Source organism: Spirosoma gilvum, assembly GCF_054776815.1.
In genome coordinates, this window is the sequence record NZ_BAAHBH010000008.1 from 390,434 (window position 1) to 414,838 (window position 24,405).

At 48.8% G+C, this 24,405-nt stretch carries 19 protein-coding genes; 6 read left to right on the forward strand and 13 right to left on the reverse strand.

The features are described from left to right. The first annotated feature begins 263 nt into the window (after positions 1-263). The 5 genes from ACYVFD_RS22085 (at position 264) to ACYVFD_RS22105 (ending at position 8,019) form a co-directional block, all read left to right on the forward strand. Entirely contained in the window at positions 264-1,400 is a 1,137-nt protein-coding gene (locus ACYVFD_RS22085; protein ID WP_461092672.1) for an efflux RND transporter periplasmic adaptor subunit, read from the forward strand. Between the two features lie 131 nt (positions 1,401-1,531). After that, positions 1,532-4,753 (forward strand): efflux RND transporter permease subunit, encoded by a 3,222-nt coding sequence (locus ACYVFD_RS22090; protein ID WP_461092673.1) that lies wholly within the window; start codon positions 1,532-1,534, stop codon positions 4,751-4,753. Next, positions 4,728-6,185, forward strand: coding sequence for a TolC family protein (locus ACYVFD_RS22095; protein WP_461092674.1), 1,458 nt, complete (start codon positions 4,728-4,730; stop codon positions 6,183-6,185). Before ACYVFD_RS22090 ends, ACYVFD_RS22095 begins: the two co-directional genes overlap by 26 nt. A gap of 280 nt (positions 6,186-6,465) precedes the next feature. Beyond that, entirely contained in the window at positions 6,466-7,128 is a 663-nt protein-coding gene (locus ACYVFD_RS22100; protein ID WP_461092675.1) for a hypothetical protein, read from the forward strand. 3 nt (positions 7,129-7,131) lie between these two features. Then, complete coding sequence (locus tag ACYVFD_RS22105) at positions 7,132-8,019, forward strand: DNA/RNA non-specific endonuclease (RefSeq protein ID WP_461092676.1); 888 nt, start codon at positions 7,132-7,134, stop codon at positions 8,017-8,019. Between the two features lie 162 nt (positions 8,020-8,181). On the opposite strand, the gene ACYVFD_RS22110 is transcribed toward ACYVFD_RS22105, so the two are convergent. From ACYVFD_RS22110 to ACYVFD_RS22160, 11 genes are all read right to left on the reverse strand, one after another. Next, the gene (locus tag ACYVFD_RS22110; RefSeq protein ID WP_461092677.1) at positions 8,182-10,398 is read right to left on the reverse strand and encodes a glycosyl hydrolase family 28-related protein; all 2,217 of its coding nucleotides are present in this window, start codon (positions 10,396-10,398) and stop codon (positions 8,182-8,184) included. Between the two features lie 23 nt (positions 10,399-10,421). Continuing rightward, positions 10,422-11,687, reverse strand: coding sequence for a T9SS type A sorting domain-containing protein (locus tag ACYVFD_RS22115; protein ID WP_461092678.1), 1,266 nt, complete (start codon positions 11,685-11,687; stop codon positions 10,422-10,424). Between the two features lie 421 nt (positions 11,688-12,108). Continuing rightward, positions 12,109-12,297 carry a DUF4113 domain-containing protein gene (locus ACYVFD_RS22120; protein ID WP_461092721.1) on the reverse strand — a complete coding sequence of 63 codons (189 nt, stop codon included), beginning with the start codon at positions 12,295-12,297 and terminating at the stop codon, positions 12,109-12,111. Beyond that, positions 12,293-12,835, reverse strand: a complete 543-nt coding sequence (locus tag ACYVFD_RS22125) for a hypothetical protein (protein WP_461092679.1) — start codon at positions 12,833-12,835, stop codon at positions 12,293-12,295. The genes ACYVFD_RS22120 and ACYVFD_RS22125 overlap by 5 nt, the downstream gene beginning before the upstream one ends. A gap of 449 nt (positions 12,836-13,284) precedes the next feature. Continuing rightward, the gene (locus tag ACYVFD_RS22130; RefSeq protein ID WP_461092680.1) at positions 13,285-14,946 is read right to left on the reverse strand and encodes a hypothetical protein; all 1,662 of its coding nucleotides are present in this window, start codon (positions 14,944-14,946) and stop codon (positions 13,285-13,287) included. An 85-nt stretch (positions 14,947-15,031) separates the two neighbouring features. Beyond that, positions 15,032-15,820 (reverse strand): hypothetical protein, encoded by a 789-nt coding sequence (locus ACYVFD_RS22135; RefSeq protein WP_461092681.1) that lies wholly within the window; start codon positions 15,818-15,820, stop codon positions 15,032-15,034. Between the two features lie 649 nt (positions 15,821-16,469). Then, entirely contained in the window at positions 16,470-17,741 is a 1,272-nt protein-coding gene (locus ACYVFD_RS22140; RefSeq protein WP_461092682.1) for a tyrosine-type recombinase/integrase, read from the reverse strand. 68 nt (positions 17,742-17,809) lie between these two features. Beyond that, entirely contained in the window at positions 17,810-18,217 is a 408-nt protein-coding gene (locus tag ACYVFD_RS22145; protein ID WP_461092683.1) for a hypothetical protein, read from the reverse strand. Between the two features lie 131 nt (positions 18,218-18,348). Continuing rightward, positions 18,349-18,582, reverse strand: a complete 234-nt coding sequence (locus tag ACYVFD_RS22150; protein WP_461092684.1) for a hypothetical protein — start codon at positions 18,580-18,582, stop codon at positions 18,349-18,351. A 307-nt stretch (positions 18,583-18,889) separates the two neighbouring features. Further along, on the reverse strand, positions 18,890-19,429 hold the full coding sequence (locus ACYVFD_RS22155) for a cupin domain-containing protein (RefSeq protein ID WP_461092685.1): 540 nt from the start codon (positions 19,427-19,429) through the stop codon (positions 18,890-18,892). A gap of 57 nt (positions 19,430-19,486) precedes the next feature. Continuing rightward, positions 19,487-21,133, reverse strand: coding sequence for a hypothetical protein (locus tag ACYVFD_RS22160; protein ID WP_461092686.1), 1,647 nt, complete (start codon positions 21,131-21,133; stop codon positions 19,487-19,489). 511 nt (positions 21,134-21,644) lie between these two features. On the opposite strand from ACYVFD_RS22160, the gene ACYVFD_RS22165 reads away from it, so the two are divergent. After that, positions 21,645-21,854: a hypothetical protein gene (locus ACYVFD_RS22165; RefSeq protein ID WP_461092687.1), complete on the forward strand. Its 210-nt coding sequence runs from the start codon at positions 21,645-21,647 to the stop codon at positions 21,852-21,854. A gap of 432 nt (positions 21,855-22,286) precedes the next feature. Here ACYVFD_RS22165 and ACYVFD_RS22170 read toward each other — a convergent pair whose 3' ends face one another. Together ACYVFD_RS22170 and ACYVFD_RS22175 are read right to left on the reverse strand one after the other, a co-directional pair. After that, a complete protein-coding gene (locus ACYVFD_RS22170; protein ID WP_461092688.1) occupies positions 22,287-22,607 on the reverse strand; it encodes a hypothetical protein in 321 nt (106 codons plus the stop codon). A gap of 596 nt (positions 22,608-23,203) precedes the next feature. Further along, on the reverse strand, positions 23,204-24,289 hold the full coding sequence (locus ACYVFD_RS22175) for a leucine-rich repeat domain-containing protein (protein ID WP_461092689.1): 1,086 nt from the start codon (positions 24,287-24,289) through the stop codon (positions 23,204-23,206). Positions 24,290-24,405 lie beyond the last annotated feature (116 nt).

The following is a 24,405-nucleotide window of genomic DNA, read 5'->3' on the forward strand; positions in this document are numbered from 1 at the left end:
GCCAGAATCGGCTTGGGCTCAATCTGTTTGGGTCTGATCAGCGGGCAGCTAGTCGGGCTATGGTTCATTTAGGAGGTCGAATGTAGTCTTTTCTACTCAATCCCTTTCCCAAACTGATAATTATCAGTTCTGGCCTGACTCGGCTCTAATGAAATTCTAATCTTTTTTTAATCTGCTCCTTAGTTGAGCCAGCATTCTTGCTGAAAGAATACATACAACAGGCACTAAACCAATCTTTTTTTAGTCAGGTAGACTAATTTTTTATGCATACTCGCGCTGGTTTACTCAGTTTATTTTTCAGTATTGCCTTAACGGCCTGCTCAGTAAAAAGCGAGCAGAAGTCGGAAGCAACAGCCCCCGCGCTTCCTGTCATTCAATTGACGCAGCAGGACGCTACACTCGATCATTTTTATACGAGTGATCTGGAAGCCGTTCAGAACGTGGAAGTTCGGGCTCGCGTAGCGGGTTATCTTGACAAAATCCTGATCGACGAAGGGCAACCTGTTCATAAAGGCCAGCTATTATTTCAGCTTAATCCGACTGAATACCAGGTCGAAGTCGACAGGGCGCAGGCTAGCCTGGAGAGCGCACGGGCCGATGAGCAGTCGGTTGCCGTTGAGTTCGAGCGAGTGAAGTTACTGGTTGGCAAAAACGTCATATCGCCTTCTGAGCTGAAACTGGCCAAAGCGAAGATGGAAACGGCCCGGTCGGCCATCAACGGAGCCAAAGCGGCCCTCTCAAAAGCCCAGTTTCATGTGTCGCTGACCAGCATCCGGGCTCCTTTCGACGGGGTCATTAACCGAATCCCGTTCAAACGCGGTAGCCTGATCGAAGAAGGTGCCTTACTCACCAGCATCTCCGACCTGCGGGAGATGTATGCCTATTTCCATGTTTCGGAGAAAGAGTATCTGTCGTTCATCAAAAAACGGCGCGATCCCGATAAAACGACCGTTCGTGAGGTCGATCTGCTGCTGGCCGATGATACACCCTATGCTTACAAGGGAAAAATCGAAACCACTGAAACCGAATTTGAAGGTAACTCCGGCACCATTGCGTTTCGGGCCAGTTTCCCAAATCCTAACCGACTGCTCCGTCATGGCGCTACCGGCAAAATTCGACTGGCCACCGAAGTAGATGATGCCGTTCTGGTGCCCCAGAAAGCCGTTTTTGAAGTGCAGGACAAAAACTTCGTGTACGTAGTAGACGCGAAAAATAGAGTCCATACCCGAAGTTTTATCCCCCGGAACCGGATCGATCAGATGTATATCGTCCAGACGGGCCTGAAAGCGGGCGACCGGATCGTGTATGAAGGCATCCAAAGCCTCAAAGACGGAATGACGATCAGTCCGAAAGCCTTGCCAACTAAACGCCTGCAGGCTCTTTATGCCTCGGCTCATTAATAGTCATTTGCTACGCGTCACTCAGTGGTCATTAATTGTCATTGGTTGTTTAAAACAATCCATGACCAGGAATGACGCGGAGCAAATGACTACTGAATGACCAACAGTGACCATCAATGACCCTCTAGAAGATGTTCAATATATTCATTAAACGGCCTTTATTATCGACGGTTATTTCCGTACTGCTAGTCCTGCTCGGGATTTTAGCCCTGACCGGTCTACCCGTTACGCAGTTTCCCGACATTGTTCCGCCTTCGGTAACGGTCACCACCCGCTACACCGGTGCCAGTGCCGATGTGTGTGTCAAAGCGGTAGCGACCCCGCTCGAACGGGCCATCAACGGGGTGCCGAATATGACCTATATGACGTCCATTTCGGGGAACGATGGCACCACCCTGATCACGGTTTTCTTTAAAGTCGGCACCGACCCCGATCTGGCAGCCGTAAACGTACAGAACCGGGTCACGACCGTGATCGATGAGCTACCCGAAGAGGTGATCAAAGCGGGGGTCGTGACCGAAAAAGAGGTCAACAGCATGTTGCTCTACCTCAATATCGTCAGCGAAAATCCAACCGTTGATGAAAAATTCATTTACAACTTCGCCGATATCAACGTGCTGGCCGAATTGAAACGGATCGACGGCGTAGGCTTTGCCGCTATTATGGGTAGCCGCGATTACTCGATGCGGGTGTGGCTCAAACCCGACCGGATGACGGCCTACAGTGTGTCGGCCAATGAGATTGTCGATGCCATTCGGAAACAGAACGTAGAAGCCGCCCCCGGAAAAGCCGGTGAAGCCGCCGACAAAGCCCCGCAGGTGTTGCAGTACGTGTTGCGGTATACGGGTAAGTTTTTTGAACCGCAGCAGTACGAAAATCTGGTCATTCGGACCGAGGGCGATGGCTCGCTGCTTTTTCTGAAAGACGTAGCCGATGTCGAATTTGGCTCACTGGATTACTCGGTACTATCGAAAAACGACGGTCGTCCATCGGCGTCGATTATGCTGAAACAGCGGCCAGGCTCCAACGCCAGCGATGTGATTGCGGCCGTCAAACAGCGAATGGCAGAGTTGAAAGAAACCTCATTTCCGGCGGGTATGACCTACAACTACGCCTACGATGTATCGCGGTTTCTGGATGCTTCCATTCATGAAGTGATCCGCACCCTGATGGAAGCCTTTCTGCTGGTGTTCGTGATCGTCTTTCTCTTTTTGCAGGACTGGCGTTCCACCCTGATTTGTGCCCTGGCCGTTCCGGTCGCGCTGGTGGGTACGTTTACGTTCATGAGCGCCATCGACTTTTCAATCAACCTGTTGACGCTCTTTGCCTTAGTGCTGGCCATTGGGATTGTGGTCGATAACGCCATTGTGGTGGTCGAGGCCGTCCACGCCCGCATGGAGGAAGAGCATCTGCCCCCTCGAAAGGCCACATTTGCGGCCATGCACGATATTGCCGGGGCCATTGTGGCCATTACCCTGGTGATGTCGGCGGTGTTTGTACCCGTTGCCTTCATGTCGGGGCCAGTCGGTATTTTCTATCGGCAGTTTTCCCTAACCCTCGCCATTGCTATTGTGATTTCGGGTATCAACGCCCTAACGCTCACGCCGGCCCTGTGCGCCCTGCTGCTTCGCCCGGTACATCACGAGAAAAAAGGGCTGCTGGGTCGATTCTTTGCCCGGTTCAACCGGGGGTATGAATCGCTGGCGAATGGCTATCAGCGGTTATTGCGCCGGATTATTAGTCGGAGTGTTGTCACGTGGGGATTATTGCTGGCGTTCGTGCTGGGTACCTGGGGAGTTCTTCAGTTGCTGCCGGGCGGTTTTATCCCCACCGAAGATCAGGGCATGATTTACGTCAACGTGACCACCCCGGCGGGGGCTACCGTCGACCGGACCGAGAAAGTACTGGATGCTATTCAGGAGGTGGCTCTAAAGCAGAAATCGGTCGAAAACGTATCAACGCTTGCGGGGTACAGTCTCCTGACCGATGGTGCCGGAGCCTCGTATGGCATGGCCATGATCAACCTCAAACACTGGGACAACCGGACCGTTTCGACCGATGACCTGATCAAAACCCTGGAAAAAGAAACGAAAGGGGTTACCGACGCCAGCATCCAGTTTTTCCCACCACCGACCGTACCGGGTTTTGGCAACTCCAGTGGTTTCGAACTGCGCTTGCTGGACCGTAGCCGTAGCGACGACCTGCAAAAGACGAACAAAGTGGTTCAGGGATTTATCGAAGCGCTGAAAAAACGGCCCGAAATCAACGATGCCTTTACCAGTTTCGACCCTAGCTTCCCGCAATATCTGCTCCATGTCGATCAGCAAAAAGCGTCGCAGAAAGGCGTTTCGATCGATAATGCGATGAGTACATTACAAACCCTGATGGGTAGCTACTATGCCTCCAATTTCATTCGTTTCGGGCAGATGTACAAAGTGATGGTGCAGGCGGCTCCGAATTACCGGGTCAAACCAGAGGATGTACTCAACATGCGCGTTAAAAACGACCAGGGCGAAATGGTCCCCTATGCCAACTTCGTCAGTCTCGAACGGGTGTATGGACCCGAGCAGCTCACCCGCTACAACATGTATACCTCGGCCATGATCAACGGCGATGCGGCTCTTGGCTACAGTAGTGGCGATGCCATTCGGGCGGTGGAAGAAGTAGCGGCCAAAGAGCTTCCGAAAGGCTTTGGGTTCGAATGGTCGGGTATGTCGCGGGAAGAAGTTAAGTCGGGCGATCAGGCGGTGTATATTTTCGTCATTTGTCTGGTGTTCGTTTACCTGCTGCTGGTGGCTCAGTACGAGAGTGTGCTGCTGCCCTTACCGGTTCTGCTTTCCCTGCCTACGGGTATTTTCGGCTCGTTTGCCTTTCTGCAACTGGCTGGTCTGCAAAACAACATCTATGCCCAGGTGGCGCTGGTGATGCTGATCGGACTGCTGGGTAAAAATGCCATTCTGATCGTCGAATTTGCCAATCAACGGCAACGCGAAGGAGCCTCGATTATCGATGCGGCACTGGAAGGAGCGGTTTCGCGTTTACGACCTATTCTGATGACGTCGTTTGCCTTCATCGCCGGGCTAATTCCGCTCTGTATGGCCGCAGGCGCAGGTGCTCTCGGTAACCGATCCATTGGTACCGCAGCGGCTGGTGGCATGTTCACCGGTACCCTCTTTGGTCTGATTCTGATTCCGGGTCTGTTTGTCTTCTTCGCTAAGTTGGGTAAACGATTCGGTACACAATCGGAGGATGACGAAGATAGCATGGATACAGATCCGCTGGATTTAGATTCTAAACACGTTGTCTCATCTACGCCAAAACAAGTCAATGGTCAAGTTATTCACTCTTCATAACCTACGCTGGCAAAGCGGCCCTCTGCTAATAGCCATGGGATTACTGGCCAGTTGCCAGCTCCCCAAACCCCTGCTGCGCCCAACCAAACAGTCCATCCCAGCGTCATTCGCCCGCCAAACCGATTCGACCAGTATGGCGGCCCAAAGCTGGCGCACGTTCTTTGCCGACTCCGATCTGGTCCGGCTTATAGACACGGCCCTGACCAGCAACCTGGACCTGCGCATTGCTACCCAACGCATTGAAGTAGCCAGGGCCAACTTCGAATACAGCCGGGGGTTTCTGACCCCGCAGGTCAATGCCGTAGCTTCGGCTGGCGTTGACCGATATGGTCAGTACACCATGAACGGCGTGGGTAATTACGACACCAATCTATCCGACAATATTCGGGGTAATCAGCTTACGCCAAACCCTACACCCGATTACTTCCTGGGTGCCCGCAGTTCGTGGGAAGTTGATATTTGGGGCAAGCTCCGAAATCGGAAGAAATCGGCTTACATCCGCTTGCTGGCTTCTGAAAAAGGGCGACAGGCCGTGACTACGTCGCTGGTTGCCGAAATCGCCCGGTACTATTACAACCTGCTGGCACTTGACGGCGAACTGGAAATCCTTCGTAAGAATATTGATTATCAGCAGAAAGCCGTTGATTTGGTTGCTATCCAGAAACAGGCGGGTCGAGTAACGGAACTGGCGGTTCAACAGTTTACGGCGCAACTACTCAATACGAAAAGTCGGCTGGGGCAGGTGCAACAGCAGATCATCGACAATGAAAATCAGCTAAACCGACTGCTTGGCCGCTATCCTCAAGCCGTCCGTCGGGGCAAATCCTTACAGGAACGTGAACTGCCGAATCAGGTTTTAACGGGACTTCCGACGCAGATGCTCATTCGGCGACCCGACATCCAGCAGGCGGAGCTTGAGTTGCAGGCCGCTCATGTCGATGTGGATGTCGCCCGGGCCGAATTTCTGCCGAGTTTGAACCTATCGGCGTATCTGGGGTTGAATGCGTTTCGGCCGTCTGTACTAGTCAATCCTGCCTCTATAGCTGCCGGTTTGCTGGGTGGACTTTCTGCGCCCATCCTGAACCGACGGTTTCTGAAAGCCAATTATCAGCAAACAGTTGCCCAAACCCAGGAATCGTTATACCGCTACCAGCAAATCATTCAAACGGGTTTCAGCGAAGTAATGACCAATCTGCGCGGGATCGAAAATTATCGGCAGGTAGCCCAACTCCAATCGCAGGAAGTAAACATGCTCCAGCAGGCCGTCACGACGTCGAATGATCTGTTTGTCAATGGCTATGCCTCTTATCTGGAAGTGATTACCGCACAGCGTAGCGTACTGGAAGCCGAGCTGGCCCTTATCAATACCAAACAGTCTCAATTTGTAGCCTTAACCAATCTGTACCGGGCATTGGGTGGTGGCTGGCAATGATTACCCTTACTTTCCGATACAGAAAGTAATATGTGTATTTAATGTGCTGATATTCAATATAATAAGAGATTAGTTTGTTGTGTAAGGTACAAATGGGGCGCAAAATCTGCAAAATGCCTTAAAATAGGCAAGGTTATTCCATACTTCAGGTTGTCCATTGAGCTTCTTATTCTGCTTGTAGTTTTCGTAGTCACTCGTAGTCTTTCAATACGGTGTGATTCATTTGTGGACTACCAGTCAAGGTAATACCAACTGCATACTATACACCATTCAACGTTGTATGCAGTATTCCGATCTACTAGCCGAACAGGTCATTAAACAGTTCGGCCTGAGCCGCAGCGTCAAGTATCGCTGGAAAGAGCTGGGTGTAATTCCCGACAAATACTTTAAGCCAGATTTTACTCCGCCCAAAACTCCTACTAAACAGCAAAAGTCTATTCAGGATTATGTACTGGACATAATGGAGCTGCCGATCATCAAACACAGCGCCTTCACCCACAACACGGTTAACAAAGGCAAGATTGACGAAGTGCTCACGCTACGCCGGGCACAGGACGATCCTGAGCGCACTCGGATAGCTCGGCCCAATATGCCCCTTCTTAATTTCTCACCAGATGAATTGAAAAAGCTGCACACCCAGTTGTATAACCTCTACGATGCGATCGACAAGGCATTGACGTTGGCCAGTACGCAGCCATACGAACGAAGTCAGCAGACGTTGAAAGAGCTGCTACGTACTCGACCTGAACTCACGACCCGGCAAAGTGTGGGCAGCTTGAAGTCAGCAGGCGCGACCCGGTGGCTTAACTTTATGGCGGGTGTTCGTTCTCATCTACCTGCCACCGATCAGGATGTAATCGATGCCGTGTTTTTCGAGTTAATGAACCTGATGGCTTACATTAGCTTTATACCACGAATAATCGACGAGTCAGAGTTACTCTAACCTATGCATATAAATACTACCTATCGGCCTGTCATACTAGTGTATAGGCTTTTTATCGGTCTGATGTTGGTTCTGTTCCTGGATCAATGTAAGCAGCCATCCGTACCTACTCCTGGTGATAGTACACCCACCCGCGACGACAACATGGCGCTGGGTAATCCCGATGGAGCCAAAGCCTCTGAGTCCAGTCCAAACGCTTATCTGATAACTCGGTCAACTTATTCGCTTTCTTATAACAATTCGACGGGTATAGCCAACTGGTGTAGCTGGCATCTGAGTAGCGCCTGGAAAGGATCAGCTTCACGATATACGGGTAACTTCATTCCTGACCAGAGTTTGCCGACCAGCTTCTTTCAAGCGAAACATAGCGACTACACCAATACAGGTTTCGACCGTGGGCACCTCTGCCCGTCGGATGACCGAGATAGTACAGCCGAGGAAAACAAGACTACGTTTATCCTGACCAATATTGTCCCCCAGGCTCCGCAGCTTAACCGGCAGGCATGGTTAAGGCTGGAAGATTATTGCCGGAATCTGGTGGCTCAGGGGAATGAGCTATACATCATTGCTGGAACGTATGGTAAGGGTGGCGAAGGAGATAATGGCAAGGTGAATACTATAGCCAGCGGCAAACTAGCTGTTCCTGCTGCGCTGTGGAAGGTGATTGTGGCGTTACCTGTAGGTTCGGATGATTTGGCCCGAATCAACACTCAGACGAGGGTTATTGCCGTCTGGATGGGTAACACCAATACTGTAGGCGAACAGTCCTGGGGAATTAACCGGGTAAGTGTCGATGAGGTGGAGAAGCAGACAGGGTATGATTTACTGTCGAACGTGTCGGAGAGTGTACAGAAGGCGGTTGAATCTAAGATTGATCATTCTGCCATCTGATGCCCTGGCTTTAATAAGTGATTTTTGACAGATTAAGTAATGACAAACTCGTTACTATGTAAATAACCATAAGATGTATCAGAATTGGGATGTGATAAATACGTTCAAACAGAAGTCGTTGACCACATCCCAATTCCTGAGTAATTTTAATACTAACTGAGTCTAAAAACTCATACTAGGGGCATTGCTGCGATGTCCCATCCATTGAAGAGTTATTTTACCTACAAAATACACTCCGTCGTTACTACTTCCTGATACAGTAGGAGTCAAATTTATTTGCACGGTGTTGCCTGAAATGACGCCTGTTAAACCGATATTACTCAAGTCATTCGCAACTGATATTAAAGCATAAGTAGCCTTTGCAGATGTACTAGCTGTACCCACATATATATCCCCGTCCTTACTTGATACAATTGGAAGGGTCCCTTCCCAGAACAATGTTGTTACTGCATCAGACACATAGATGTTATGGCCAGCAGACCCTTCTATATGCACTAAAATAGACATGCCAGAATTAGCCGTAATAACGGTTGGCATTGTAATAGTAGCAATCGTTTTTGTGGTAATGCCGCCAGAGCCAAACCCTTTTATCATAGTCTTAACAATATTTGTTGACTGCTGACCAGCTTGATAGATATACTCAGGCTTATTATGGCTGCGGATTCGTACATTTTGTGTCATTGGATTAAAAGCTACTTTTTCAGGTAACATTGCCTGAGCTAGCGCTCTATTGGTAGTTATCTCGGTATCACTAACATATTGTGTTATTGGATCAAGAGTATTGGTTATGGGGGCGTACCAGAACGGACGTATTGTGTCCTGAGACATATTCGCTTTAATGTCACTTTGACTTATCCGCCCCTCGTTGGCTCCTGATTCAAGCTGTACAACAGCTTTACCTGTAACATTCGTATTTCCGAATTGAAAAGATAGCTGGGACTCCTCTATCCGGCCGTATACCTGTGCCATACCAGAAAATCCTTCTATTGTACCTCGAAGTGAGGAATTAGATAAACCTCCCCGAACTCGAATCGCTTGAAAAGTAGTGGGCGTCAATCCACTGATCGATGATCCCGATATGTATAAATTATCAGCATGAATAGAATTGACATCTTGTGTCTCTATTGCCGGGAACATACTGCCTAAGGATTCAAGAAAGCATTCACCTGAAAAGGTGGTAACGCCTAGGCTGTGGTTAGTTAATAACGTCGACTTAGCATATCCATAAGTTAAAGGTGACATATTGCTAGCCGTCAAGACAACAGGACGATTTGCCCGATAGTAGATAGCATGATGCGTATTCTCTTCTGAACCAAAATTATAATAGGCAACTGTACCATTGTGTGCATTCGCTGAAGTATCATTATGCATAAATATTGCTATTCGATTAAATTGTTGATTCTGCGTTTGCTGATTCCCCCCCGAGAAGACGCCTGAATAAATACCGATCGTGGATGAACCCGTTGCCCCGTCTGCTTGCAGTGTCAGATCAGAAAGATTGAGCCATTGGCTACCCGAAACATCCATTATAGCATGGCCCGATCCGGTGCGTCCCAGAATTTTCGTTCTAGTTATTCCTTCTCCCAAAATAGTTATTCCGTCCCGACTCAATGTGCTGGTTTGACGAGTATTACTCAGATCGACAATTTGGGTAACTCGATAAGTACCAGCAGGCAATAAAACACTGCGAGTCGGTTTTTGGGTAGAGGAGCCAATCTGCGAACAAACCGCATTAATGGCCGCCTGAATGGCCCTCGTATCATCAGTAGTACTGTCGCCTTTAGCGCCAAACCATTTTACATTCAGCCCTAATCCTTCTACGACTCGTAAATAACGTCTCCCATTCGAAGGAACAAGGACTAAAGCACTATCGGCTGAGGCCGTACTACCACTCGCATAGCTAAATAAGCCTTCACGACCGGGTTCAACCAGTAGGATGTGGTCGGCCGTGGTAGTAAGACTATTTATATCACTTAACAAATAGGCCTGAATCACCTGCCCTCCTCCTGAAGCTGGCTGGCGTGCAGCGCCTGTAGCATTATCCGTATTAAAGCGGATCCATCGGCTGCCATCCCAGTAATAGTAACCTGGCAGAACATCGCCCGTTTGAGCGGTATTAAAAACGAGTAATCCTACTGCCGGTTTGATAACTGGCCCCGCCGATGAAGTAGTAGTCAGAGCCACTTTAGGGGGAAGCAGTCCACGGTATGAACTGCCATTAGGATAAGGGCCTCCACTTACGTCTAAAGCAGCCGAGCCATCGGGAGTACCCGACGGGTGCCCTACCTTCATTTGGGCCTGGGCTGTGTAAAGAATTGATACAAAAAGAACAAGGGCGACCAGTAAGGGCCGCACAACGAAAGAAACGTTGGGTTTCATGATCAGGAAGGAGTTAAACGGTGTTAGGGTTGTTTGACAAAGGGCTTACGAATCGTCTGGCCCTGCCCCGTGAGGACTTCCACCAGATAGGTACCCGAAGGCAGTATCGCTGTGTTTACCGACGGCGCAGGTTGGGCGGGACGCATAACCAAGCGCCCCTGCACATCCAGTACACTAATCTGTCGGATTGGCTCACTGCTGGATAAAGCCAGATTGAGGATGTCCTGCGTTGGATTCGGCCAAAGGGCAAGTTGGATACCCCTGCCTTCCTGGGCCTGGAAAAGCGTTCGGCTGGTTGAACCAATACCAACCGCCAGTAGCTGGGCTCGCAGCGTTCCGCTCAAGGAGTTACCCGTTGGCGCCTGACCTGCCAAACCAACCCATTGACTTCCGGTCCAGCCGACCAGCCGAAGGGTTGATGCATCCGTAGGCGCAAGACCCAGGGCAGGCAGGGTGATGGTTACTCGCGTACCGGCAGGGGCCGAAAGGGGCCAGCTACCTAGGGGTGAAACCGAGCCTATGCCCGTCTCCAGGCTACTGGTCGGGTACGGATTGAGGTGTTGATACCGGGCGGTGACGGTGCCAACCGTAGCGGAGCCAATCTTGATTGGGCAATAGTAGTCCGTTCCAGCTTCCTGATCCCCCAGGGGTAGCATAAACGCTGGCTGAACGCCCGTAACGGAAGCATACCCTTGAATGTAATTACGTTCGTCGGCTCCTGAAACGGAAGCGGAAGGGGAAAACTGGACAGTATTCTGGGCCGAATACGGGTCGAGGCTGTTGGGCGTGGTGATAATTGAGCGGCCACCGGGGCCATTGGCATTGAAGCGCAGGGAGTGCGTTATGAACATGCCTCCCTCGACGGGGAACTGGCCGGTACTGTTGAGTTGAAGATGGCCGAAGGTGGGTCGACCGGCTCCGCTACCCCCATTGGCGGCAGATGCTCCTTGAATCCCTTTGCCTAAATAAGCTGTGTTGGAGCCAATGCCTACTGGCGCATAACCAAAGTAGTCAGTACCAATTAAGGTTGGATCACTGGTTTGATTCCAGAGGCCATTGGCCGCTACGAAGAACTGCCCAACGTGTTCATAGCTACCACCGGGTGCCAGGCTAACGCCTAAACCGGGGAAGGAGTTAAGGACTTCGGTGCCGGGTTGAAAGTAAGGATCACCCGTGTTGTCCGAACTGTTGCCTAGCTGGCTAACATTGGTAAAGACGGTTTGGGCCTGGCTCGTCTGGCAAACCAGCGAACCTGCCAGCCAAAGAAGAGGAAGGGATAGTTTTTCCATAAAATGAGGTTAAAAAAGAGGGAATGAGTCATGTACGCCATGAGAATTTGTTACTAAAATAAACTTTTACTAACTAAAAATCGAATATTAATAAATTATGAATACTAGATATTTATTAAATTATAAAGTAGGATACTAATTGAGGTTTACTCATTAAAAAAGAGGGGAAAAACACCCTTTTTCTTACCGCCTTTTCCCGGTCCCTCTATACGCTATAAAACCCCTTCATTGGCTTGACGTAGTAACTCAAACTTATCCTGTACCAGCGCCTGGTTACAGGTTTCTATCTGCTGCTGCTGAATGTGTTTTCGTGAGCGTTTATCGTCAGGCGGTAGCTGGTTAAGTGCCTTCTTTAATTCGTCCTCTCTGGCCCATACCTGAGCCCGTTCTTTCTAGTTCATCGCGTACTATTTATGATTGGTTATTTGACTACTAAAATGTCCTGCCAGCGAGTCGTGTAGCAGGGTGATAAGTATTTCGGCTTCATCGGCCATTCTGGATCGCTGATTAAATAAAGGCAAAGCGGCCCTGTTAGAAGCCGCTTTGTCCTTGCTGAAAAAGTTAAATATCCATTGACTATGGCCCCTATACGGACAAGGATAGCCTTAATGAAAACCCTGCTGGGTCAAATATTGCTCATCGGCTTCACTACGAGGATGAACTCCAACAACGATGCCACCGCTTTTTAGGCCTGACTCATAGGCTTTCGCCGTTTCTTCGGGAATACCTGAGTTTACTAATGCACCAATCAAGCCTCCCGCTAAGCCACCAGCTCCAGCACCGGCTAAGCCAGCCGCTAATGGGCCAGCCACCAGTAAGCCCAGGCCAGGCAACGCCAATGTCGTGCCAATAGCAGCAATGGCTGCCGCGACGGCTCCCACTGTACCCCCAATGGCAGAGCCTTTACCAGCCCCCTCCATTGTTTTATCTGTTAGGGCGGAATCATCACTGTCAGCATGGTCAAAGTGCTGTTTGCGGGTTTCATCCGTCATGACAATGTTCACATCATCTTTCGAAAAGCCATGCGCTAATAAGGCGTCATAGGCGGTCTCAGCGGCCTGACGATCGGGAAAGATAGCCGTCATCATCATCTTTGATGCAGTTGATGAAGTGGTGTTAAAGCTGGTGTTGTCTGTTTGACTAGTCATTGCAGTATTGGTTTTGTTGTGTAAATCGACTAAGAGAACCTAGTGAGTAACTAACCTTGCCAACGCCAACATGTTTGAGAAGTATGATCGAGTGGTAAGAGGGTGGCCACTGTTGGGCGTTCATTGGTTTATTAGCGGTCCAACTCTGTTTAACCCCTTAGGAACAGAATTATGGGCATTTCTTAAAGCGACTGTTTATCCAGACACACAGCTGATTACCTGGAAGTTGTATAATAATACGCTGAAGTCGACTTGGCCGATTACCGTTACAAGCAATACTGACGCACTGGAACGGCTAAAGTACAAAGTGAATTATGCCCTAGAGCTGCTATAAAACAAGAAAGCTCGGCATTGAACCGAACTTTCTTGTTTTATAGCATTGCTTCAGCTTAGTAAGACCGAAAAGGAGTGTACCTCACTTGTGCTCTATAGGTTAGTAGCAGTTGCCCTTATAAGCCACTAATGATACGGGCGTAGACGTTGTTGCTCTTATTGACATCATAGGTTCCACCACTATCATCGGCCACGTTGACGGTGATGTTGGATGTGCTGCCTGAATTAGCACTGGTTCGACTGATCATAAAGCCCAGGTTCATCACACCCCTGGCGGCAATAAATTCTCCTGCATTAATCGTAAGGCTAATTTGCTGATTGGCGATTGTGGTTGTTATGTGCCATTTCGAATTGTCCACACTAACCGGATTTCCACTACCGCCTGCCACACTGATACTGGTTAGTGTATTGTCGAAGCTGACACTATAGCCAGTCGGCACGGTTAAGGTAAGGACAATGGCCCCTGCTGATGTAGCGGCCCCGTTGACTTCCTGTAGCTGTACCAGTAAGCCTTTCGCATCACCAGCCTGAAAGTTCGCTTCAGGCAGGCTCATAATGGCTGACAGGTCTGGCCCGGCCAGTGCTGTCACACTCACCAAAGCAGACTGGCTACAAACGCCAGCCGTAGCGACCACCGTGAAGGTCTGCACACCAGCCGTAGTCAGACTGACCGACACCGCCGAGCTGGTAGCGGGTGTGGTTAGTAGAGCTGAAGTTGGGGCGCTCCATTGGTAAGCAGCGACTTCGGCTGAAGCTGTCAGGCTGACCACTACGCCCACATTCGCCAGGGGAAGTGAAGCCCCCGCCGACAGGGTCAGAACAGTCGTACTGCTGACAGAAGTAGTTGCCGTCGAGGAACAGCCGTCGGCATCGGTCAATGTTACTGAGTAGGTGCCCGCCGTGGTAACGGAGATAACCGAACTGGTAGAACCCGTGCTCCATAACGCATCGCCATCACCTTCAACGGTCAGATCAACCGATGGGTTGGTGCAGGTTAGGGCTGTAGAACTGGCGATCAGGCTGATTTCAGGACCCGTGGTAAAGCTTGATACTTTGGTGGTGGCCGTATTGAAGCAGCCGATCTCGGTGTTGGTGACTGTCACCGAATATACTCCCCCTAGGTTCACCACGGCAGTCCCGTTTTCAGGATCTTGACTCAGAATACCAGGACCGCTAAACTTATAGTCATCGCCACCACCCGCCGTCAGGGTCACACTAGTTTCTGAGCAGGTGAGCACTCCTTCATGGCTGGCAGAAAGCGATGGACTGGGCAGTTCACTCACCGTTAAGTCATAGGTGTCGGTAGCGAGCTGCCCGTTACTGCTAACGATCAGTGAGTAAGTTTGGATACCCGATTCACTGGCGGTGAGGATCTGGCTAAAGGCAGGATTGCTACTGGTACCTGTGGTCGAACTGATGCCGTCGGTGAGGGTATAGCTATAACTACCTGTTAAATTACCCAGACTTGCCGTAAAGGTCACCTGGCTGCCTACACAAAGCGGATCAGGATTTGCCGAGAAATCGGCGATAGTGGGCTTAGGTTCAGTAAGCTGTTGGAAACCATTTGTGATCAGGGTTGTATTGGCCGTAAAAGAACCAATGACAGTTTCGCCAATCGTAAAGCTAATGTCTATGGCATTCACACCAGTACCTACTGTAGAACTCCCACCTGAAGCCGCAACGACTCGTCGGTCTACTGGCGATTGAGCTAATAAATCAACGGTATAACCTGCAAGCATCAGGCTTGTTATAAACCAGAAAAAAATATATTTTACCATAATTCATTAGTTTACAAAGGTGGATAGACCCTAAGTACAACATTGTTGTTACTATCCACATTTGGATCAATGGTAAGTGGCAGAATCAGTTAAGTCGGGTAATTGTAAATCTGACATATGGGATTGACGCAATAGAGGTTGCTACAGGGGAATACACAATCGGTTTTATGGTGCCTCCGGCGCTGAGTATAGCCACTGCCGTCACTGAGCCCCACCCAACCTGAGGGACAGATGTATAGGTAGCAACTCCTCCATGGGCGATACCCATGTACCAGGACGAAGGTACAACTGTCAAGTAAACCATAAAGCTAACTAGGTAAGTCCCAGCAGTTGCCGCCGTAAAGGTGGTTCCATCATAGGTTCCAGCACCCGAAGTGAGTGTATAGGAAGAAAACGAAGGGTTGGTTTCAGAAGCCGCTGAAATAGCGGATGAAGACCCTGTTGCGATTAATTGTATAGCTGAAGAAGATTGATTCGCCTTTTCAGCGTATAGCGCATAGGGAACAGCTACCAATTGAGTTACGGCTAGTAATACAGGGTTTCCATTTTGAATCAGCTCTGCTTTTAGATAACGATCCCCAGTGTTCCAGGTAACGCCTGAAAATGTTCCTAAAGAGGCTGTTCCTGCGCCAATTTTTATACTGAATAATCCTCTGGCATCGGTCGTGAGCTGGTGAGTCTCTATGTATAGAGCCGTATTGCCAGCGGCATCACTACAGATACTTAGACGTAGCGAGATAGAGGCCGAGGCCAGGGCTTGCCCCGACGCGTCTCGAGCAACCCCCTGATAATTGATAAACTGTAACCCACTCTGTGCTAATGCAGACGTGATACAAAAGAAGCCTATAATCAGTAAGGTAATGTATTTTCTCATAAGCAGCATTGAAGTAGAGAAAGTAGAATCACGAATAAATAAGACGTTATGGCTCCTTTGGAAACCTAATTAGTAGGCCAATAATGTCTAATAGTTCACAAATGTCTTTTTCAAGACTAGAATAAACTACGGGAAAAATACCCTTGTTTAGTACTATTTTATGATGATGCTTTTCAGCATAACTATAACCTTCGCTGATTATGTAGTTGATTAAATTTGGGTGCTGGGAGTATTTCGATGCACCAGCCAATGTCCAGTATATAATGGAATTGTAGACGCTAGGAGGAATTGACTCGTAACAGGCTCCAGTGACCAACAAAACAAGGCACTTTTTAGCGTTACTATTTGCAACTTCTGGGTCAAAGTAGTTTGATAGAGCGGGAAGGCTTTATCGTTAGGAGAGCGAACAACGCCCGGTCGAATTGGCCGGGTTGTTTTTTGTGTACCAATTAAGTACTTAGACGTTGATTTAATCCCAATAGGTTATGTTGGGGGCGAGTGGCAGAATCCAATGTGACCCGCTCGATAACAACTCGTCAAAGGGGGCAATGAATGGAGCTTCACAAAAAGCCCAGTTACGAAAGTTGCCTAAACACCCGGCTCTTCTGAACCGGGTGTTTTTTTTGTACCAACCAATCCTAAGCCTTACTTAGGGATTAATTAACGGAGTCGACTCCGGCTTGCGACTTAACAACTCCATGTTGTTGTCGACTAGTTCACTGAGCAGCATCATGTAGTGGCGCTCAAAGACGATCAATGTCTTGATGCCCATAATCTTACGCACCGCTTCGGCCTGATAGCCCCGCAACAGCAGCAACGCTCCGGCCGTCTTACGGCACACCTTCGTCGTGAGTCGAAACGGCAGATTCAGCCTCTTTTCCAGTTTGAACAGGTTTTGGTTGACCCGCTGGCTGCTCAGCACCTGCCATTCATGAATCTGCCACAACAGCTTCTTGGCTTCCGGCAGCAGGGGTATGTGACAAACACCCCATTCGGGATAAGCCCCATTCAGCCGGGCAAACTTGAGCCTTCGCCAGACGATCTTTTCTCCGTACGGCAATTGATGAATATGGGGCATCGGATCGCGGGCAAACGCGACCGCATCGGTATAATCCATCCCCGTGTAGCAACAGAACAGCGCCCACTTGCGAACCTGATCCAGCACCGGGGGCAGGTCCTCCATCTGTTCTAACTGCGCCAGTTGTTGGGGCGATAGACACACGACAATCTTGGCCGCTTCCCGGACGATGGTCATACTTTGGAGCTTGTTGTGGGTGATCAGTTCGTGATCGACCGCGTAATGAAGTGCCTCCCGGATAAAACACACAAAGCGGGCCGCTGAATCGACCGACAGGGGACGCTCCCTTAACCACTGGTAATAGGTGCGGGCCCAGCCAACGGTCACTTCGCTGATGGACAGATCAGGCCGTTGGGTTTGCAGCAGATACTCCTGAAGGTGCTGGTGAGCCAGATACCACTTGTGGAGCGTATGTTGAGTTTTACGCTCGGCAAGCGGGATTCGTTTCAGATACAGCAGGTACTCCTCATAGAATTGAAGCAAGCGGGGAGCAATGGGTTGACCGGTTACCCAATACTGTTGTAAGTGGCTAGCGGTGGGCTCAATCTGGGCCCGCACTAAATCGGCTAGTAGCTGGCGGTGCTGGGCCCGAATCTCCGACAGGGTCTGATTAATGATCAAGGCTTCGGTTTGCTGGCCTTCCAGTTGCTGATAGGCCGGATTCCACATAGAAGCCAGCACAAAGACACCCGAGCCGTAGGGCGGGCAGGTCGTACCGTTGACCCGCAGGTGGCATTGCAGTTCACAGAGTCCCTGGCTATTCTGTGCCGGGAGGTCAAACAGTAAGGCTAATTCTAAACGCTGGCGTTTGACAGCAATGGAAACGGGAGCAGGCGTATGCATGGCTATAACTGGGGATTAAGCTTAGGCTTACCACCCAGCAATTATCATGCAGCCCCGTCCTGGGCTGCTTAAGGCTGCTTATGGACCAGGGGATCTGATTCATACAGAGTCCACAGCTTGGTCAGTTCCCGGTCGAATAACTCGTGGACCTTCTGGTAGAGGGCCTTCATCATCGGATCATGGCCCACTTCTGATTTCATGACCAGTTCCAGAGCGTAATGCAGATGGCGCAGTTCGTCGCGGGAAAAGGTCTGGATGGCCCGCAGCTCGTAGAGTTCAGCCAGGGTTTGCTGCTCAATGTAGCGAACTGAGAAGCGATGGCAGGCCACTTGGTGGGTGGGTCGGTGAGGGTCAAACAGGCGCAGTTTATGATCCTCATAACAGAACAAATCGGACTCATCCAGGAGGGCTTTTACGTCAGCGTAAAACTCGAACCAGCTCGAATAGCCGGGTAGTAAGTGGGTAGAATAGGTCATGGAGAGGAGGCTATTGATCGCTAGTAGATTAGCAAAAGTAGCCACAGATAACCTCATCCGATGTACTATTCAGACAGAGATAGTTGATTAGCGTGTTTGATAGGGCTGGTTAGGGTAGACTCCTCACCGGATCAGTTATCATACAGGGGTAACCCTAACAGACTGTTATCGGGCTTATTATCAATAGCCTGCACAAGGAACTGTAAATCGTCCAGCGTTGAAATAGGAATTGAAAAATCCTGAAAGCAAAACGATCCGGTTAGGGGATTGAGTGTTCCCACAAACCCTTTATAGCCGTAGTGGTGGGTGTCCTGATTGAGGGTGACAAAGCCCAGTAGGTGTAATCCATGATGTGTTATAGCCATTGATAGGAAAAGAGGGGGCATGGGTACCTTTTTATAAAGCCGCTTCTGACTCCTACTCTGCCCTTCGGATAAAATTCATAAACAGGCGGTTCTCGGCAGACTTAGTTTACTTTTTTAACTCAGCACAGCGCTTAAAAGCCTTTTTCAGCCAAAAGCCCGGCTGATCAGGCCGGGCTCTACTGGTATGGGCTAGCCCTGGAGAAAGTCTCTACTAGACGATGCGCTTACCCCAAAAGTCACACGTAAAAAAAAAGATTGTTTTTAGGCCTTCACTTCCTGCACGATACCTGTATAATAACCTATCGTATTAATAGTGTATTCCTACTAACCTAGCCAACCCGCCTAAGACTTTGATGGCTATATCCGGAGGACTCGTAGCGATAATCTCCTTTCGATACCGGTTCATCAGCACACTCATATAGAGCATGGTGGTAAGATTCATTCGAAAGGGCTTGCTTCGATTCGAAGTGACCTTATCCAGCACCTGGCAAACTTCTTCAAAATAATGCTCCATCCCCAGCGCAGGCTGGTGCGTATTATACACCCGCACGGGCTGATCGGTAGGGTTTCGAAAGCAATGAATAACGCCTTTGGGTACGGCCAATTGGTCACCCTGTTTGGCTTTGATCCATTTATCCTGGATGAAGAACTCCATTTCACCTTCCAGTACCTGATAGGTTTCTACCGCATCGGGGTGAATGTGGATGAGGGGGTCCTTCATATTACAACCCGGCAGTAGTTCCCAGTGGAGATCTAACGATTTACCATCGGTATCTGAAGCGGCCTTTACTACGGTAAACCGCATACCTACTGGGCTCATATCCAGCAGTTGTCCTTTGATAGCCATAGGATAGGGGATTGATCAGATTGAAAAAAGCATTAGGTCAACGGTGGATACTCAGCCTTATTTGTGTTTCAATAGCAATTGAAGCATCTTTTCTAACTCAGCCTGTTTGTGTTCCAAGGAATGTAGCTTCTTCTGTTGTACTTGGATCGTCTTATCCTGTTGGATGCTGTACAAGGTCAACTCTTCTACTTTCTCTAGCAGACTAGCATTCATCTTCACTAGATCAACCCCTTCTTTTACTACCTGCTGGGCTGAGGGAATGCCGGGTAAGTGTCGATGCTGACCAATGTAAGCCGCTACAGAGGAGAGAGAGCGGAGTTGGTAGGATGGACTAAAGACTTTATCACTCCAATCATTGGGATTGTTGATGCGGAGTTGATAACGGGCTTTAATCACATCCCCTTTTTCGTTAACAGTTAAGAACTGGTCGGTAACGTGCGTGGTTCGACTATTATCTGTTAGGTTAGATAGGCGTAGTCCACTCTGGTCGGTTTCATCGGCAACAATCTCCAGTTTGTTTGCTGGGGCTGAGGTGCCAATACCTACATTTACGCCATGGCCCAAAATGAGTGAATTACTAGTAGCTACTCGGCTATTCGCCCCAATAGCAATAGCATTTTGCAAACCATCCTCTGCCTGACTATTATAGCCCATTAGCACGTTGTCATCGCTGGTTGTAATGGCCGTACCGGAGTTGGGGCCAATGATGATGTTGTGGCTACCAGTGGTAGCATTGGAGCCCGCCTGAGATCCCAAAAACGTATTCTGGCTACCCGTCGTGGTTGAATAGCCCGCACCATGCCCCAAAAAGGCATTATCTAGGCCCGTCGTGGTTGAAAAACCAGTCGAATACCCGATGTACGTATTATACCTACCGCTACTGTTATTCACTCCCGCATCAGCTCCCATAAATACATTAAATGAGCCATCGGCGTTATGGGCACCTGCATCGCTGCCAATAAAGGTGTTCTCCGAGCCGGTCGTATTGTCATGGCCCGCACTTTTCCCTAAAAAAGCGTTATCAATCCCCGTTGAGTTGGAGTAGCCAGCAAAATAACCCAGGAAAGCATTAAAATTACCCGTGGTATTGGCCTGACCCGCGCTCCCGCCCACAAATGTATTGTATTGGCCAGATGTGTTGGTAGCTCCTGTCTGGTAACCCAGGAACACATTATAGGCTCCAACGGTATTGGCTTGACCCGAAGTAGAACCCAGGAAGGTGTTGAAGGAGCCGGTTGTATTGGACTGACCCGCATAGTCCCCCAACAAGCTATTGGATACCCCAGTTGTATTATTCTTGCCGGCAAAATAGCCAACTGCCGTATTACTGAACCCAGAAGTATTGAAATAACCCGCAGCCCGCCCGATAAAGGTATTGTATGATCCTAGCGTATTCTTGAGTCCGGCTTCAAAGCCAATAAAGACATTTTCCTGACCTGAGGTGGTTTGCTGCCCGGCATCGACTCCGTAAAAACTATTCGACGAACCAGTCGTCAACTTGAAGGCCGCATTATAGCCTATGGCCGTATTTCGATTACCGGTTAAGCTACCACTTGTGCCCGCGCCTGGTCCTAACAGGGTGTTAAAGGTACCATACGTGGCGGTAGCTGAATTATTACTGGTGACCACCACATAGTTGCCCTGGGCACTGAGCCAACCAGGAAAGCTGCTCAAAACAATACAGAAAAAGAAAATTGTTTTCATAAGCCTATTGATTAACGTGAGGGAGAATCCATGTAATTGACTCAATATCAGATGCAAAATCAATGGCTTAATTATATTTTAATTTATATTTTGAGTTACCGGCAAGTTTGAGAAAGTGCTCATTAGTGGCTAGGCTCACCTGTTAACAGCTAATTCTGGAGAAGCGGTTAGCCAACAAAACGCCAGCCAATTAGAGCCAGCGTTTATGATTCACTCTTCTGATCAAAGCCTTAATTCAACCGCCTGATGTGGTTGCAATCCATTTAGCCCGCAGGCATAGGTTATTGTGGGGCGACTGGCTCCCATAAAGCTAGCCTATACCAATACTTACCTTGGAGACATCTTTACATGACGATCAGATCAGGTGTTTGCCTTGCCGATTAATGATCTTATGAAGATTATAAAAAATAAATACCCGATTTAACGCTGCTATAGCACGATTTTTGACGACTGATTAAAGGCTAACCTTACCGTTAAACCATACTGAGTCCCCACGCTTACCGACTGACAGGTGAACCGTAAGAAGTTACTAGACCAGCAAAGTCATTGTATAGCCCTGGCCAAAATGCAGGTGGATGAGATGACGTATCGGCAAGAGCTGAATCATCCCGAGTCCTTCACCAATGCCTATTCGGGCCCGATCCTGTCCTATCTGGCTGAGCAGGGTCATCTCGCCTGGCAACTTAGCCAACTGGATGATCAGGATAAAGCTAACCAGTAGCCCAGATTTTTCCCCTCAACGTCCCCTCAAAATTCCTTTCTGATTTAATCAACGAATTGGAAATCTAGTTCGGGTATAACTCACCATCACTACATGATCTTTCCCGCTTAACGGATGACGACTTACTTTTCAAAGTACTAATAATTTGACGGTAGGAATGACTCCCTGGTATCCGGGGAGTCATTTTCAACCTGTGTTCGATTAGACTGCCATCAACGACTTTAATTCAAGTTATAGATGGAGATTGGCCCTCTGCGATTGTAGGGTGCCAACTTTGATCACCGTAAATGACACCAAATGAGGCAATGAGCCAACTTTACTGGCTCATACTATAAAAAACGCAGCTACCTGAATGTAGCTGCGTTTTAACCCACCTCTGCCAGATAGCAGTTACTCAATAAAAAACCAACAACTCGTTAAACGGACTTCTCCTTAATCGACCCCATCGGCCTTTTTCTTTTTATCCTTAGCGACGGCCTTGAGTTCTTTGGCATCGCTTTTAAGTTCTTTCTTTTCGGCATGTTTTAATTTACGGTCCGCTTTGGCATTCCGCGTTTTTGGGTCAGAAACGCCCGCGATTTCTACGCCTTTACCACTACGAGCATTGGCATTGAGCTCATGCGCTTTGGCTATTTTCTTTTCGGCTTTCTGCTCTTTTTTCTCGGCCTTGGCTTCCTGAACCGCCTGACCAAAACTGTTTTGCGTTAGGGCTAACATGGCGACCACGGATGCCCCTAGGATGATCTTGTTCATAACGTTTTTTTTAGTGAAAGGTACCCTTACTTATTTGTTTGATTAATTATACTTACAAGAGCGTACTTTTGTTTGCCGAACCAGCTGAATATGGCCTGTTTTGCGAACCCCTACTGAAAAACCGTCGTATTGGCATACAAATCCCCGATGTCGGTCGCAATTGAAGCGTGCGCTGTTACCCCTTTTAGAATAGCCACTGGCGATGAGACACTTAGTAGAGAGGAAAACTGACGGCCAGGTGTGAGAAAGGATTGTTCATAAGTGCCCAGATTCTCGCTGTGAGACGCTTTGAGCTGGAACGAAAAAAATCCAGGACCTACTATAGTTCATTGACGGTGGCATTTAAAGCGGCATTAAACGAGTAAAAGACACCATTTAGATCGTGAGCAACCAGGCCCCCCAATTAGATGATTGGGATCTACTAATCAAACTTAAAAGGCTATTCCACTATAAGCAGCACCAGGAAAATAAATAAGCAACCACCTTGCTCAGAACGACCTACTACTGTAGCGTGGTGCCTCGAAAGGAACAGCTCAACCAACCGGGTAAATTCGATGATGGCATAAAGTGCTAAAATGCCGGTAACGACTACTAGCTTACGGGCAAACCTGGTAAGTAGCCGACGCATCTTTGGTCCAATTGCTGGTTACCTGCGACAGATCTGCCAGACAAATCGTCTCAATGGCATTATCATGGCAGTATAAATAGGCGAGCTCACGATTAGCTTTTAAGTCCAGGCTCGTCAAGTGATTATGCGCGCAACGGATATAGCTTATCGCATCGACTTTACGAAAATCCAGGGACTGTAGCTGGTTATTTTGACAATCCAGATAGGTGAGTTGGGTAGTGCCACTTAGATCAAGGCGGCTAAGCTGATTAGTAAAGCACATCAAATTAATTAATGACTTGTTTTTACTGACATCCAGACTAGTTAATTGATTGGATGAGCAGTCCAGTTGTAACAGCGCTCTGTTATGGCTTACATCCAGTTCCTTCAACCGGGTATTGTAGCATACCAGATTCAGTAAAGCTGCATTTTGACGAATGTTCAGACTGGTTAGCGGGTTCTGAAAACAGGATAAGGTATCTAACCCTTTGTTGTTACTCAGATCCAGTGAAGTCAGCTCGTTGGCTGAACAATACAGTAAATGTAGGGAGGAGAAGGCTTCAATACCCTGTAAACTTCGAATCCCTTTCGAGGCAATGTTTAGCGATTGTACTGCTTGGGCATTGGCAATCAGTAACTGACCATCCTGGACATCATCAATCTGCAAGCTGATGAGCGCTTTTTCAAAGTTAATGTCAGGGATCAGTACATATGGGTTGGCTTTACTGGTGGCTCGGAACGAGGCTTGTCCCGATGCCTGCTTTCCGTTATGGGCAATAACTGTCCCGATGACCGTTGTGTTGTAACCTACATTCCGAAGGGTATAGATGGTATCGGTAAGGTTTTCAACACGCCGGTCCCCATACAAGACCGTATAAGTCAACCGACTACCGCCCATCGCCTGAGCCGGTGTCCAGCTAATGACAATGTCAGGGCTATTATCGGCTGGTCGAGCCGTTACCTGTAGAATCTGTGCCGTTGGACTGAGGATCGGATCATCGGTTTTGGAACAGCCAAAGAGCCCCACACCTATCAGCGCACTGAGCAGGTAACAAAGTCCGGTTTTCGATTTCATAGGAAATAGACTGTATGAAAGTTCGTTCGCAGCACCTGGTTGGTTAATTCGACTGGGCCAATACATACCTAGACGGCAATCATGATCCCTGAGTGGCTAGTTCTACCGGCTAAGTA